Below are 14,064 nucleotides of genomic sequence, written 5' to 3' on the forward strand. Positions count from 1 at the left end.
CGGCGTTGACCCCGATGGAGCGGTCAGTGCCAGCGGAACAGCCGTGCCGCGCCCCAGCCGAGGGCCCCCGCCCAGGCGACCAGGACGGGGGCCGTCCAGCCGGGCACGCTGCCGGCCAGCAGCGCTTGGCGCAGGCCCTCTCCGAGGGCGCCCGAGGGCAGGAAGAGCGCGAGGCCGGCCAGCGGCCCGGGCAATTGCTCCGCGGGGACCAGCACGCCGCCGCCGACGGCCAGCAGCACGAGCAGCAGGTTCGCCACCGCCAGCACCGCCTCGGAGCGCAGGGTCCCGGCGATGAGCAGCGCGAGGGAGGTGAACGCGGCGGTGCCCAACACGATGGTGAGCAAGGCGAGGGGGATGCCGGCGGGGTCGGGCCGCCAGCCGAGGGCCACGGCGAGGGCCCCGAGCACCACGATCTGCACGAGCTCGACGGCGAACACCGCGAGGATCTTCCCCGCGAGCAGGCCGCCGCGCCCGAGCGGTGTCGTCGCGAGCAGCCGCAGCACGCCGTTGCGGCGGTCGAACGCCGTGGCGATGGCCTGCGACGTGAAGGACGTGCTCATCACGGCGAGCGCGATCACCCCGGGGGCCACGAAGTCGATCCGTGCGGCGCCGCCGGTCGACAGCTCGACCAGGTCGCTGCGCGTGAGCCCGATGAGGATGAGTGCGGGCAGCGCGAGGGTCACCATGAGCTGCTCGGCGTTGCGCAGGATCGCCTGCGTCTCGAAGGCCGTCTGGGACAGCACGCGGCGTGCGGGGCTCGCGGGCGCGGACGCGCGGCGCACGTCGGTGACGGTAGTCATCTGAGGTTCCGTCCGGTGAGGTCGAGGAAGACGTCCTCGAGGGTGCGGCGGCCCACGCTGAGGCTGGTCAGGAGCACTCCACGGGCGGCCGACCAGGCGGTGAGCGCCGCGAGGACGTCGGGTGTGACCGGGCCGCTGAGCGCGTACTCGCCGGGCGTCGACTCCCTCACGACCGGGTCGTGGCCGGGCGTTGGCGCTCCGACGGCGAGCGTCGCGGCGGCGAGGGCCGCGGCGAGCGACGAGAGGTCGAGCCCGGGGGGAGCCTCGAACCTCAAGGTCCGATCGGCCGTCGCGGCGACCAGGTCGCGCACGCCGCCCTCGGCGATGACCCGGCCGTGGTCGACGACGACCACGTGGTCGGCCAGCGACTCCGCCTCGTCCATCAGGTGGGTCGTGAGCACCACGGCCACGCCGTCGTCCCGCAGCTCGCGCACGAGCTCCCACACCGCGTGCCGGGACTGCGGGTCCATGCCCGCGCTGGGCTCGTCGAGGAACACGAGCGCCGGGCGGCCGACCAGGGCGATCGCGAGGGCGAGCCGCTGGCGCTGGCCACCGGACAGCCGCCGGATCGTGGTCCCGGCGAAGTCGCCGAGGCCCAGCCGCTCCGCGAGCTCGGCGACGTCCCGGGGGACCGCGTACATGGTGGCGACGTGCCGCAGCATGTCCAGGGCGCGGACGGCCGTCGGCAGGCCAGAATCCTGCAGCATCACGCCCACCTGGGCGCGCAGCTCGCGTCCGCCCGTCTGGGGGTCGAGGCCGAGCACCCGCACGGATCCGCCGTCGGGGACGCGCAGGCCCTCGCAGCACTCGATCGTGGTGGTCTTGCCGGCGCCGTTGGGGCCGAGGACCGCCGTGACCTGGCCGGCTTCGGCGGTGAGGTCGAGCCCGTCCACGACAGCGCGGCCGCCATGCCGTTTGACGAGCCCGCGGATCTCGACGGCGGGGGGTGCTGACACGGCGACGAGTCTAGGCGCAGGCGCGTCCTGGGCAGGGCTGTCGCGACGTGGTGAGGCTCACCTTGCTTGCGAGGAACGATATTGGCAACAAGGATGTTGGCAATATCAAGGCCAGCGCCGACGTCTGGCAGTAGCCCATCGAACGGAGGTGCGGATGAGTGCCGTCATGCCTGTGTCACGGACCCACGCGTCCGTGCGGGCTTCTGCGCGCGCACGCGCCGTCTCGGTGTGGCGCCCGGCGGAGGACGAGGTCGCGGACCACGAGGCGGGCACCCGTGAGCGGGTGCTGAAGATCGTGACCGCCGACGGCCCGATCTCGGCCGCGGAGCTGGCCGCCGAGCTCGACCTGACGACGGCGGCCATCCGCCGCCATCTGGCCGTGCTCGAGGGCAACGGCCAGATCACCGTGCACGAGGCGCAGGGCGGCATGCCCGCCCGGCGTGGCCGCCCCGCCCGCAGGTACGTCGTGACCAACCAGGGCCAGGCAGCCCAGCCCCACGCCTACTCGGGCATCGCCACGGAGGCCCTGCGCTTCCTCGCCGAGGTCGTCGGGCCGGACGCGGTGGAAGAGTTCGCCGAGCGGCGCGTGCGCGAGCTCGAGGACCGCCACGGCGCAGCAGTCGAGGCCGCGGGGGACGACCCCGTCGCCCGTGTCCGCGCCCTGGCCGACGCCCTGGCCGACGACGGGTACGCCGCCACCGCGCGGCCGGTGCCCGGCACAGCCGCGATCCAGCTCTGCCAGGGCCATTGCCCGGTGCAGCAGGTCGCCCAAGAGTTTCCCCAGCTCTGCGAGGCCGAGGCCCAGGCCTTCTCGCGGATGCTGGGTGTCCACGTGCAACGCCTCGCGACGTTGGCCGGGGGCGGCCACGTCTGCACCACGAACATTCCGACGATGACGAACCCTGCCCCCGCGGAAGGACGATGACATGAGCGCACCCACTGAGAGTGCTGCTGGCACCCCGTTGACCCAGGACGAGGCGATCGCCTCGATCGGGAACTACACCTACGGGTGGCACGACAAGGACGACGCGGGCGCCATCGCCCAGCGAGGGCTCTCCGAGGCCGTCGTGCGCAACATCTCGGCGCTCAAGAACGAGCCCGAGTGGATGCTGAAGACGCGTCTGAAGTCGCTGCGCCTGTTCGAGAAGAAGCCCATGCCGTGGTGGGGCTCCGACCTCACGGGCATCGACTTCGACAACATCAAGTACTTCGTGCGCTCGACCGAGAAGCAGGCCACCACCTGGGAAGAGCTGCCCGACGAGATCAAGGACACGTACGACCGGCTGGGCATCCCCGAGGCCGAGAAGCAGCGCCTCGTCGCGGGCGTCGCCGCGCAGTACGAGTCCGAGGTCGTCTACCACCAGATCCAGGAGGAGCTCGAGGAGCAGGGCGTCATCTTCCTCGACACCGACACGGCCCTGCGCGAGCACCCGGAGATCTTCCAGCAGTACTTCGGCTCGGTGATCCCCCCGGGCGACAACAAGTTCGCCTCGCTCAACACCGCTGTGTGGTCGGGCGGCTCGTTCGTCTATGTGCCGCCGGGCGTGCACGTCGAGATCCCGCTGCAGGCCTACTTCCGGATCAACACGGAGAACATGGGCCAGTTCGAGCGGACGCTGATCATCGCGGACGAGGGCTCGTACGTGCACTACGTCGAGGGCTGCACCGCCCCGGTGTACTCGTCCGACTCGCTGCACTCGGCGGTCGTCGAGATCATCGTCAAGAAGAACGCCCGCGTGCGGTACACGACCATCCAGAACTGGTCGAACAACGTGTACAACCTCGTGACCAAGCGGGCGACCGCGGCCGAGGGCGCGACGATGGAGTGGGTCGACGGCAACATCGGCTCCAAGGTCACCATGAAGTACCCGGCGATCTACCTGATGGGCGAGCACGCCCGCGGCGAGACGCTGTCGATCGCGTTCGCCGGCGAGGGCCAGCACCAGGACGCGGGCGCGAAGATGGTGCACGCCGCGCCGCACACGTCGTCCTCGATCGTCTCCAAGTCGGTGGCGCGCGGCGGTGGGCGCACGTCCTACCGCGGCCTCGTGCAGGTGCTCGAGGGCGCCGAGCACTCCGCCTCGAACGTGCTGTGCGACGCGCTGCTCGTCGACCAGATCTCCCGCTCCGACACCTACCCGTACGTCGACGTCCGTGAGGACGACGTGTCGATGGGCCACGAGGCGACTGTCTCGCGGGTGAGCGAGGACCAGCTGTTCTACCTGATGTCCCGCGGGATGACCGAGACCGAGGCCATGGCCATGATCGTGCGCGGCTTCGTCGAGCCGATCGCGCGCGAGCTGCCCATGGAGTACGCCCTCGAGCTGAACCGCCTGATCGAGCTGCAGATGGAAGGGGCCGTCGGCTGATGTCGACCACCACACAGGACACCGCCGGGCTGTCGACTGACCACAGCCGGGCCACCGCCGACGGCGCGCACAGCCACGGCGTCGTGCCGCAGGGCTCGCGCGCCGAGCGGCTCACGTCATTCGACGTCGCCGACTTCCCCGTGCCCACCGGGCGCGAGGAAGAGTGGCGCTTCGCTCCCGTCGACCGGATCGCCCCGCTGTTCGGCGCCGACACCGACGGCGTGCTCCCGGGCCACGGCGTGCTCACCACAGTCGTGGAGGCGCCCGAGGTCACCGTGGAGATCGTCGACCGTGACGACCCCCGCCTCGGATCGGCCGGCCGCCCCGGCGACCGCGCCGCCGTCGCCGCCTGGGCCTCGTTCCCGCGGGCGACGGTCGTGACGATCCCGAAGCAGGCCGTCGCCACGAGCGCCACCTCGATCCGGGTGGAGGGCGTCGAGGGGCAGGACCCGCTCGAGCCCACCGGCGCGCACCTGCTGGTGCACGCGCAGGAGCTCAGCGAGGCAGTCGTCGTGCTCGACCACGTCGGGCAGGCACTGCTCACCGAGACCGTCGAGGTCGTCGTCGAGGACGGCGCGCACCTCACGCTCGTCTCGGTGCAGGACTGGGCGCCGGGCACCGTGCACACCGCCTCGCACCGGCTGCGCCTGGGCCGCGACGCGACGGTCAAGCACATCGTGGTGACGCTCGGCGGCGACGTCGTGCGCGTGACGCCGGACGCCGAGTTCGTCGGCGAGAACGGCTCCGTCGAGATGCTCGGCGTGTACTTCGCGGACGCCGGCCAGCACCAGGAGCACCGGCTCTTCGTCGACCACGCCGTGCCGAGCTGCCGCTCGCGCGTCACCTACAAGGGCGCGCTGCAGGGCCAGGGCGCCCACGCGGTGTGGGTCGGCGACGTGCTGATCCGCGCCGAGGCCGAGGGCACCGACACCTACGAGCTCAACCGCAACCTCGTGCTCTCCGACGGCGCCCGCGCCGACTCGGTGCCGAACCTCGAGATCGAGACGGGCCTCATCGAGGGCGCCGGGCACGCCAGTGCCACCGGCCGCTTCGACGACGAGCAGCTCTTCTACCTGCGTGCCCGCGGCATCCCGGAGCTGGACGCGCGCCGGCTCGTGGTGCGCGGGTTCTTCGCCGAGCTCATCCAGCAGATCGGCGTCGAGGAGGTCGAGGAGCGCCTGATCGCCTCGATCGAGAACGAGCTGAACGCGTCGATGAGCTCGTTGGAGACCGCTGCCGAGCCCCACGTCGAGGGCGCGGAGGCGGCCGCCCAGACGGAGCGCGCATGAGCGCCCAGCTGGCCTGTCTGACGGCCGACGTCCCCGTGGCCGGCGCCCTGCGCGTCGAGCTCGAGGGGGCGGCCGGCCGCGTCGAGGTCGCCGTCGTGCGCGACGAGGACGGCCAGCTGCACGCCATCAGCGACATCTGCTCCCACGGGGCCGTGTCGCTGTCCGACGGCGAGGTGGAGGGCTGCACCGTCGAGTGCTGGCTGCACGGCTCGCGGTTCGACCTGCGCACCGGCAAGCCGCTCAGCCCGCCTGCCGTGCGCCCCGTCCCCGTCTACCCCCTGACCGTCGACGGCGAGCGTGTGCTCGTCGATGTCGACGCGCCCCTGTGACTTTCGAGGAGAACCTGAGTATGTCCACGCTTGAGATCCGCGACCTGCACGTCAGCGTCGAGACCAAGGAAGGCCCCAAGCCGATCCTGCGCGGCGTCGACCTGACGATCGCCAGCGGCGAGACCCACGCGATCATGGGCCCCAACGGCTCGGGCAAGTCGACGCTGGCGTACTCGCTGGCCGGCCACCCCAAGTACCAGATCACCTCGGGCACTGTGACGCTCGACGGCGAGGACCTGCTCTCGCTGAGCGTCGACGAGCGTGCCCGGGCCGGGATGTTCCTGGCGATGCAGTACCCCGTCGAGGTCCCCGGCGTGAGCGTCGCGAACTTCCTGCGGACCGCCAAGACCGCCATCGACGGCCAGGCGCCGCCGGTGCGGACCTGGGTCAAGGAGGTCCGTGGCGCCATGGACGCGCTGCGCATGGACTCGACGTTCGCCGAGCGCTCCGTCAACGAGGGCTTCTCCGGCGGTGAGAAGAAGCGCCACGAGATCCTCCAGATGGAGCTCCTCAAGCCGAAGTTCGCGATCCTCGACGAGACCGACTCCGGCCTGGACGTCGACGCGCTGCGCGTCGTCTCCGAGGGCGTCAACCGGGTGCGCTCGGGCGGCGACGTGGGCATCCTGCTCATCACGCACTACACGCGCATCCTGCGCTACATCACGCCGGACTTCGTCCACGTCTTCGTCGACGGCCGCGTCGCCGAGGAGGGCGGGCCCGAGCTGGCCGAGCGCCTGGAGAACGAGGGCTACGACCGCTTCCTGCCCAGCGGGAGCATCAGCGCCTGACGCGTCCCGACGCTCCCGACTGACCCACACGAGGACGGAACTGCTGTGAACGCCACCCAGGACACCCCGACGCTCGGCCCGGCCGAGCTCGCGGCGGTGCGCGCCGACTTCCCGCTGCTCACCCGCACGGTGCGCGACGGGCGACCGTTGGTGTACCTGGACTCCGGGGCGACCTCGCAGAAGCCCGAGGTGGTGCTCGACGCGGAGCAGGACTTCTACGTCCAGCGCAACGCGGCCGTGCACCGGGGCGCGCACCAGCTCGCCGAGGAGGCCACTGACGCGTTCGAGTCCGCCCGGGACCAGGTCGCGTCGTTCGTGGGGGTCTCGCCGGGCGAGCTGGTGTGGACGTCGAACGCGACGTCGGCGATCAACCTGGTGGCCTACGCGATGTCCAACGCGTCGCTGGGCCGGGGCGGCGCCGAGGCGCGTGGGCTCGCGCTGCGCGCCGGTGACGAGATCGTGGTCACCGAGGCGGAGCACCACGCCAACCTCGTGCCATGGCAGGAGCTCGCCGAGCGGACCGGCGCCACGTTGCGCTGGATCGGCGTGCACGACGACGGGCGCCTGCGGCTCGAGGACCTGGAGACGGTCGTCACCGAGCGCACCCGGGTGCTGGCGTTCACGCACGCCTCGAACGTCACCGGGGCCATCACCCCGGTGGCCCCGTTCGTGGCCCGGGCCCGCGAGGTCGGCGCGCTGACAGTGCTCGACGCGTGCCAGTCCGTCCCGCACCTGCCCGTCGACCTGGCGGCGCTCGGCGTCGACTTCGCGGCGTTCTCCGGCCACAAGATGCTGGGGCCCACCGGCGTCGGCGCGTTGTACGGCCGCCGGGAGCTGCTCGAGGCGATGCCGCCGGTCACCACCGGCGGCTCGATGGTCGAGGTCGTGACCATGGAGCGCACCACGTACGCGCCGCCGCCGCAGCGGTTCGAGGCCGGCACCCAGATGGTCTCCCAGGCCGTCGGCATGGGCGCGGCCGCGAGCTACCTGGCCGAGCTCGGCATGGAGGCAGTCGCCGAGCACGAGGCAGTCCTCACCCGTGCGCTGCTCGATGCTGTCGCCTCCGTGCCCGGCGTCCGGGTCCTCGGGCCCACGGACGCGACGGATCGGCTCGCTAACGTCTCCTTCGTGGTCGACGGCGTGCACGCGCACGACGTGGGCCAGGTGCTCGACGACGCCGGGGTGGCCGTGCGGGTGGGCCACCACTGCGCGCAGCCCCTGCACCGTCGGCTCGGCGCCACGGCGAGCACACGCGCCAGCACCGCTGTGTACACCACGCTCGAGGAGATCGAGGTCTTCCGGGAAGCGTTGGCGGGGGTCCGGGCGTTCTTCGGACTGACGGACACACCGGCCGTCCCGGTCGGCTAGGAGGGGACTCATGAGCACGGGCTCGATGGAGCAGCTGTACCAGCAGGTCATCCTCGACCACGCGCGGACGCCGCACGGCAAGGGGCTGCAGGAGCCAGTGGCGACCGTGGGGGAGTCGCACCAGGTGAACCCGACCTGCGGCGACGAGGTGACGCTGCGGGTGGAGCTCGACACCAGCGCCCCCGAGGCGCGGGTGAGCCGCATCAGCTGGGAGGGGCAGGGCTGCAGCATCTCGCAGGCCTCCATCTCAGTGCTGCACGACCTGGTCACGGGCGCGGGCCTCGGGCAGGTCGACGACCTCGCCGGGACGTTCCGCGCGCTGATGCACGCGCGCGGCGCGGGGCTGGACGAGGAAGCCGAGGACGCGCTGGGCGACGCGACGGCGTTCACCGGCGTCGCCAAGTACCCCGCACGGATCAAGTGCGCGCTGCTCGGCTGGGCCGCGCTGCAGGACGCCCTCATCAAGACGGGCGCCACCACATCTCAGGAGGACGCATGACCGCCACGAACCCGGCCCAGCCGACGACGGCCGCCGACGTCGAGGAGGCCCTCCGCGACGTCATCGACCCCGAGCTGGGCATCAACGTCGTCGACCTCGGCCTCGTGTACGGGGTCACGATCGACCAGCAGAACCACGCAGTCGTCGACATGACGCTCACCTCGGCGGCGTGCCCGCTGACCGACGTGATCGAGGAGCAGGCGGGGCAGTCGCTCGACGGCATCGTCGACGGCTTCCGCATCAACTGGGTGTGGATGCCGCCGTGGGGCCCGGAGAAGATCACGCCTGACGGCCGCGAGCAGATGCGGGCCCTCGGCTTCAACATTTGAGTTCGACCAACCTCAAAGCCCTGGTCAGCGAGCTGGCCAGGGCTTTGTTGGTCGGCTGATCGTGACGTTCATTCGTTCATAGGGCCGCCAGCGAGACCAACGCCGCCCCGATGGGAACAGCGCGACTACTGGCCGTGAATCTCCCGGCGCAGGTCAGCCATGAACGCTTCTGCCTCGGGGTCGAGGTCTTCGTCGGGAGGGTCTACCTCGGCAGCCCAGGCGCGCTCGGTCACGGTGGCCACGATGACCGACCAGTCGCGAGGGGATAGTCCATGGACGTGCAACGATTTGGCATGGTCGCGGACGATGCCAGTGAACAGGGCGAGGCTGTCGTGGTTGCGCCGCTCCTCTAGCGCCCAGGGTTCCAGCAGCGCCCGCAGCCGCATACACCGACGGGCGTAAGGCGAGATCTGGCGTGCCATGACACGAAGGTAGACCAGCAGTGGCCTCACGCCGGGACAGTTCTTCACTCGGCTGCCGGATCCACTCCCGCGTCACTTTCAACGGCCGGCGCGATGGCCGAACGGCGGCTCAAGCCGCCGTTGACGGTCGCGCTGGATCGGGTCGTTTGGCGCGGCGCCGCCATGTGCGGGCCGGTCAGAGCTGCGCGGCGGCGAACGTGTCGCAGGCCGCCAACTCGCCCCGCTCGTAGCCGGTGGTGAACCAGCGCTGGCGCTGCTCGCTGGACCCGTGGGTCCAGGTGTCGGGGTTGACGCCGCCCGAGGACTGCGCCTGCAGGTGGTCGTCGCCGACGGCCGCGGCCGCGGACAGTGCCTGGGCGAGCTGGTCGGGGGTGATCGGCTCGAGGAACGCCACGCCCGTGTCCGGGTCGACGGTGCTCGCCGCGTGCCCCGCCCACAGGCCCGCGTAGCAGTCGGCCTGCAGCTCGACGCGCACCGAGTCGGACTCCGCCCCGCCGCCCTGGCGGTTGGCGCGATCCATCACCCCGGTGAGGTTCTGCACGTGGTGGCCGTACTCGTGCGCTGTCACGTACATCTCGGCGAGCGGGCCGCCAGCGGCCCCGTACTGGCTCTGCAGCACGTCGTAGAACGACAGGTCCAGGTAGATCGACTGATCGGACGGGCAGTAGAACGGACCGGTGGCGGAGGACGCCTGGCCGCAGCCGGTGGACGTGCCCCCGGTGAACGACTCGACGCCCGGCTCGGCGAGCCCGGACGGCAGCGCTGTCGCCCAGTAGGCGTCCAGGGCCTGGATGGTGGCGGACAGGCGGCATTGCGGGTCGCTGTTGGCCTGCTCCGCGGTGCAATCGCCGACCACGCCCTGCTCGACGCCCGCCCCCGCGCCGCCGCTCGCCCCGAGGAGCTGGCTGGGGTCGGCGCCGGTCAGGAGCGAGACGACGAGGACCACCAGCAGGCCGAGGCCCCCGATCCCGCCGCCGATCGCCGCGCCGCGGCCACCGCGGCTCGTGCGGACTCGGCCACCCTCGAAGCTGCCACCCTCGCTGAACGTCATCCGCAGAACGTAGCGGGGCGCCGTCGCGGCCGCATGGTCAAGCGTCCAGGTCACTCACCGATGCCGCGGGCGGCCAGGGCGTCGCCGGTGGCCCGGGCGCGGGCGACGGTGCGCACCGCGGCCGGGGCGAGCAACGCGCGGGGGTCGCGCTCGAGCCCGCGGGCCCGGGCGGCGTCGCGGACCTCGCCGAACGTCTCGAGGAGCGCGGGGATGGCGCGCAGCATGAGGCTCACGGCGAGCGCGAACGTCTCGGGAGGCAGGCCGACGTGCCGCAGGGGTCGCGCTGCCCGGGCCAGCGTGTCGAGCATGTGGTCGGCGCGGGTGGTGGCGGTGAGCACGCTCGCGGCCAGCACGATCGTCACGAGGTCGAGCGCGATCTCCAGGCCGACCTGCCAGCCGCGCGCCCAGGTCTGATAGGCGAGCACCAGGGCGGCGGTCACGAGCACGGGAGCGGCGCCGCGGGCCGTGGCGCGCAGCGGCACCCGGCCGACAGCCACGAGGACCAGGGCCACGGCGGTCAGCGCCAGGGTCGCGGGGACGCCTCGCAGGGCCACGACGAGGACGCTGAGCATCATCAGCCCGGCGAGCTTCGTGCCGGGGCGGGCGCGGTGCAGTGGGCTCGTGCCGGGGTGGTAGAGCCCGAGGGGCCCGGCCCACGCCCGGCGCCTGGGCCCGCGTGAGCCCCTCACCACGGGACCGGGGCCGCGGCCATGAGCTCGCGGTAACAGGCGACGCCGGTTTCCGGGTCGCCGTCGTGCACCACGGCGCCCGCGTCGACCACGAGCACCCGGTCCGCGCGCGCGGCGGCCTCCAGGTCGTGCGTCACGAGGAGCACCTGCTGCTCGAGCCCGTCGATCAGGTCGTCGACGACACGCTGCCAGCGCAGGTCGAGCCGCGTGGTCGGCTCGTCGCAGACCAGCACCGACGGCTCGGTCGCGAGCACGCCGGCGAGCGCGAGGAGCTGCTTCTGACCGCCGGAGAGGGCATGCACGGGCACCTCGGCGCGGCCGCCCAGCCCGAACCGGGCGAGGATCTCTTGTGCGCGGGCGGCGCGCTCGGACGCGGGGACGTCGAGCCGGCGCAGCGACAGCGCGACGTCCTCGACGGCCGTCGGCATCACGAGCTGCGCGTCGGGGTCGGAGAACACGAACCCGACCCGGCGGCGCACCGCGGGGCCCTGCCGCACGGTGTCCAGCCCTTCGACGCGCACGCTGCCCGCCGAGGGCAGGGCGAGGCCGTTCACGAGTCGCGCCAGCGTGGACTTGCCCGAGCCGTTCGCGCCGATCACCGCGACGCGCCGCTCGGTGAGCCGGCACGTCACCGGGTGGAGCAGGGTGCGGACCTCGTCGGTCGTGCCGCCACCGTCACGCGCGGCGTACACGGTGACGGTGGCGGCGTCGAACTCGATCATGCGGGAAGGCCTCGGGGTCAGCGCGAGCGGCGCAGCAGGTCCGGGAAGGCCCGGAACACGGCCGTCGCGACGAGCGCCGCGAGCAGGTTCTTGATGACGTCGCCCGGCAGGAAGGTGGCCCCAGCGGCGATCGCCTCAGTCGCCGACATGCCGAGGCGCCAGCCCATGACGGTGATGCCGATCGGGTGGATCAGCAGCAGGCTGGCGGTCATCGCCGAGCCGAACAGCGCCGGGTAGCGCAGCGCGGGCCGCACCGACGCCGCGCGCTGGGCGAGGAAGCCGGCGAGGAACGCGGCGAACGGGAATGCGAGCAGGTAGCCGGCCGAGGCTGTGCCGAGCACGCCGACGCCGCCGGAGCCGCCGGCGAACACGGGCAGGCCCGCGAAGCCGACCGACAGGTAGAGCAGCACCGCGAGGCTCCCGCGGCGCGACCCGAGCACCAGGCCCGCGAGCATGACGCCGAAGGTCTGCAGGGTGATCGGCACGGCCAGGCCCGCGACGGCGATGGGCGGCAGGATCGCGCACACGGCGAGCAGCGCCGCGAACGTCGCCACCAGCGCGATGTCGGTGGCCGCCGACGTGCGGGCCAGGGGAAGGGGGGCGGTGGCGGGGACGGAGTCCGTGGAACTGGCGCTGACGAGGGGCTCGCCGGGGATGTGGGACATGTCTCTCCTGAGATGGGGGAGCAGGGGTTCTGGTGCCGGACAGGGGCCTCGGGCCGTTGACAACGCTAGCCGGTCGTAAACTTGGTGGCGTTTGTGCCCGCGTCCAATGAAGATGACGGGCGTTCAGAGGAAACCCCAGTCGGCTCAGCCGGCGTTGGAAGGACATCCGTGATCACTGCCCACTCCGTTGAGCTGCGCGTCGGCGCCCGTGTGCTGCTCGAGGAGGCCACCTTCCGCATCGCGGCAGGTGACCGGATCGGCCTTGTGGGGCGCAACGGCGCCGGCAAGACGACGCTGACCAAGACGCTCGCGGGGGAGAGCCTGCCCACCGGCGGGCAGATCACGCGCACCGGAGAGGTCGGCTACCTCCCGCAGGACCCGCGCACCGGCGACCTGGACGTCCTGGCACTGGACCGGGTCCTGTCCGCGCGCGGCCTCGACGAGATCGTCAGGTCCATGCGCGAGACCGAGGGCGCCATGGCCAGCGCGGACGACGAGACGCGGGACGCGGCGATGGAGCGCTACGCCAAGCTCGACGCGCGCTTCCAGGCGGGCGGCGGGTACGCGGCCGAGAGCGAGGCGCACCGCATCGCGGCGAACCTCGGCCTCGACGACCGGGTGCTGGGCCAGACGATCGGCACCCTCTCCGGCGGCCAGCGCCGCCGCGTGGAGCTGGCGCGCATCCTGTTCTCGGGTGTGGAGACGCTGCTGCTCGACGAGCCCACCAACCACCTCGACGCCGACTCGATCCTGTGGCTGCGGGACTACCTCAAGTCCTACCCCGGCGGCTTCGTGGTCATCAGCCACGACACCGAGCTGCTGCGCGCCACCGTCAACAAGGTGTTCCACCTGGACGCGAACCGCGGCGAGCTGGACCAGTACAACCTGGGCTGGGACGCGTACCTCAAGCAGCGCGAGACGGATGAGAAGCGCCGCAAGCGCGAGCGCGCCAACACCGAGAAGAAGGCCACGGTGCTGCTCGCCCAGGCCGAGAAGATGCGCGCCAAGGCCACCAAGGCCGTCGCCGCGCAGAACATGATGCGGCGCGCCGAGCGGATGCTCTCGGGCCTGGAGGAGGTCCGCGCGTCCGACAAGGTCGCCAAGCTGCGGTTCCCCGACCCGGCGCCGTGCGGGAAGACCCCGCTCACCGCCTCCGGGCTGTCGAAGTCCTACGGCTCGCAGGAGGTCTTCACCGACGTCGACCTGGCGATCGACAAGGGCAGCCGCGTCGTGGTGCTCGGGCTCAACGGCGCCGGCAAGACGACGCTGCTGCGCATGCTCGCGGGCATCGACAAGCCCGACACCGGCGAGGTGCGCGCGGGCCACGGCCTCAAGCTCGGCTACTACGCCCAGGAGCACGAGACCCTCGACCTGGACCGCACCGTGCTGGAGAACCTGCGCTCGGCCGCGCCGGACCTCACCGACACGCAGGTGCGCTCGGTGCTCGGCTCGTTCCTGTTCTCCGGGGACGACGCCGACAAGCCCGCCCGGGTGCTGTCGGGCGGGGAGAAGACGCGGCTGGCGCTCGCGGCCCTGGTGGTCTCTGCGGCGAACGTGCTGCTGCTCGACGAGCCCACCAACAACCTGGACCCCGCGAGCCGCCAGGAGATCCTCGCGGCGCTGCGCTCCTACACCGGGGCTGTGGTGCTGGTCAGCCACGACGAGGGCGCCGTGGAGGCGCTCAACCCGGAGCGCATCGTGCTGCTGCCCGACGGCGTCGAGGACCTGTGGGGCCCGGACTACCTGGACCTCATCTCGCTCGCGTGACGGCGGCGCCCGCGTGACACC

16 protein-coding genes are annotated in these 14,064 nt (G+C 72.2%); 9 read left to right on the top strand and 7 right to left on the bottom strand.

Annotated features, from left to right (window positions below; all coding sequences use genetic code 11):
- Positions 1–23 precede the first annotated feature (23 nt).
- Both QUV83_RS14440 and QUV83_RS14445 read right to left on the bottom strand, forming a co-directional pair.
- Positions 24–800, bottom strand: coding sequence for an ABC transporter permease (locus tag QUV83_RS14440; protein ID WP_289565528.1), 777 nt, complete (start codon positions 798–800; stop codon positions 24–26).
- Positions 797–1,756 (bottom strand): ABC transporter ATP-binding protein, encoded by a 960-nt coding sequence (locus tag QUV83_RS14445; RefSeq protein ID WP_289565529.1) that lies wholly within the window; start codon positions 1,754–1,756, stop codon positions 797–799. The genes QUV83_RS14440 and QUV83_RS14445 overlap by 4 nt, the downstream gene beginning before the upstream one ends.
- Before the next feature lie 166 nt (positions 1,757–1,922).
- On the opposite strand from QUV83_RS14445, the gene QUV83_RS14450 reads away from it, so the two are divergent.
- From QUV83_RS14450 to QUV83_RS14485, 8 genes are read left to right on the top strand one after another with little or no spacing between them, the layout of a single operon-like run.
- Positions 1,923–2,681, top strand: a complete 759-nt coding sequence (locus tag QUV83_RS14450; protein ID WP_289565531.1) for a helix-turn-helix transcriptional regulator — start codon at positions 1,923–1,925, stop codon at positions 2,679–2,681.
- A gap of 1 nt (position 2,682) precedes the next feature.
- Complete coding sequence (gene sufB, locus QUV83_RS14455; RefSeq protein WP_289565533.1) at positions 2,683–4,125, top strand: Fe-S cluster assembly protein SufB; 1,443 nt, start codon at positions 2,683–2,685, stop codon at positions 4,123–4,125.
- Positions 4,125–5,414: a Fe-S cluster assembly protein SufD gene (gene sufD, locus QUV83_RS14460; RefSeq protein ID WP_289565535.1), complete on the top strand. Its 1,290-nt coding sequence runs from the start codon at positions 4,125–4,127 to the stop codon at positions 5,412–5,414. The genes sufB and sufD overlap by 1 nt, the downstream gene beginning before the upstream one ends.
- Positions 5,411–5,743 carry a non-heme iron oxygenase ferredoxin subunit gene (locus QUV83_RS14465; protein ID WP_289565536.1) on the top strand — a complete coding sequence of 111 codons (333 nt, stop codon included), beginning with the start codon at positions 5,411–5,413 and terminating at the stop codon, positions 5,741–5,743. Before sufD ends, QUV83_RS14465 begins: the two co-directional genes overlap by 4 nt.
- 20 nt (positions 5,744–5,763) lie before the next feature.
- Positions 5,764–6,531, top strand: coding sequence for a Fe-S cluster assembly ATPase SufC (gene sufC, locus QUV83_RS14470; RefSeq protein WP_289565538.1), 768 nt, complete (start codon positions 5,764–5,766; stop codon positions 6,529–6,531).
- A 45-nt stretch (positions 6,532–6,576) separates the two neighbouring features.
- Complete coding sequence (locus QUV83_RS14475; RefSeq protein WP_289565539.1) at positions 6,577–7,899, top strand: cysteine desulfurase; 1,323 nt, start codon at positions 6,577–6,579, stop codon at positions 7,897–7,899.
- Between the two features lie 10 nt (positions 7,900–7,909).
- A complete protein-coding gene (gene sufU, locus QUV83_RS14480) occupies positions 7,910–8,398 on the top strand; it encodes a Fe-S cluster assembly sulfur transfer protein SufU (RefSeq protein ID WP_289565540.1) in 489 nt (162 codons plus the stop codon).
- Positions 8,395–8,727, top strand: coding sequence for a metal-sulfur cluster assembly factor (locus QUV83_RS14485; protein ID WP_289565542.1), 333 nt, complete (start codon positions 8,395–8,397; stop codon positions 8,725–8,727). The genes sufU and QUV83_RS14485 overlap by 4 nt, the downstream gene beginning before the upstream one ends.
- Positions 8,728–8,852: 125 nt before the next feature.
- Here QUV83_RS14485 and QUV83_RS14490 read toward each other — a convergent pair whose 3' ends face one another.
- The 5 genes from QUV83_RS14490 to QUV83_RS14510 form a co-directional block, all read right to left on the bottom strand.
- Positions 8,853–9,149 carry a hypothetical protein gene (locus tag QUV83_RS14490; RefSeq protein WP_289565544.1) on the bottom strand — a complete coding sequence of 99 codons (297 nt, stop codon included), beginning with the start codon at positions 9,147–9,149 and terminating at the stop codon, positions 8,853–8,855.
- Between the two features lie 175 nt (positions 9,150–9,324).
- A complete protein-coding gene (gene ypfJ / locus QUV83_RS14495) occupies positions 9,325–10,200 on the bottom strand; it encodes a KPN_02809 family neutral zinc metallopeptidase (RefSeq protein WP_289565546.1) in 876 nt (291 codons plus the stop codon).
- 50 nt (positions 10,201–10,250) lie between these two features.
- Positions 10,251–10,889 (bottom strand): energy-coupling factor transporter transmembrane component T family protein, encoded by a 639-nt coding sequence (locus QUV83_RS14500; protein ID WP_289565547.1) that lies wholly within the window; start codon positions 10,887–10,889, stop codon positions 10,251–10,253.
- On the bottom strand, positions 10,886–11,611 hold the full coding sequence (locus QUV83_RS14505) for an energy-coupling factor ABC transporter ATP-binding protein (RefSeq protein WP_289565549.1): 726 nt from the start codon (positions 11,609–11,611) through the stop codon (positions 10,886–10,888). The genes QUV83_RS14500 and QUV83_RS14505 overlap by 4 nt, the downstream gene beginning before the upstream one ends.
- 17 nt (positions 11,612–11,628) lie before the next feature.
- Positions 11,629–12,276, bottom strand: coding sequence for a biotin transporter BioY (locus tag QUV83_RS14510; protein WP_289565551.1), 648 nt, complete (start codon positions 12,274–12,276; stop codon positions 11,629–11,631).
- Between the two features lie 168 nt (positions 12,277–12,444).
- Between QUV83_RS14510 and abc-f the strand changes: the two genes are divergently transcribed.
- Positions 12,445–14,043, top strand: coding sequence for a ribosomal protection-like ABC-F family protein (abc-f, locus tag QUV83_RS14515; protein ID WP_289565553.1), 1,599 nt, complete (start codon positions 12,445–12,447; stop codon positions 14,041–14,043).
- Positions 14,044–14,064: the final 21 nt, after the last annotated feature.

Origin of the sequence: Cellulomonas cellasea, assembly GCF_030372105.1 — a bacterium.
Classification (GTDB): Bacteria; Actinomycetota; Actinomycetes; order Actinomycetales; family Cellulomonadaceae; genus Cellulomonas_A; species Cellulomonas_A cellasea_A.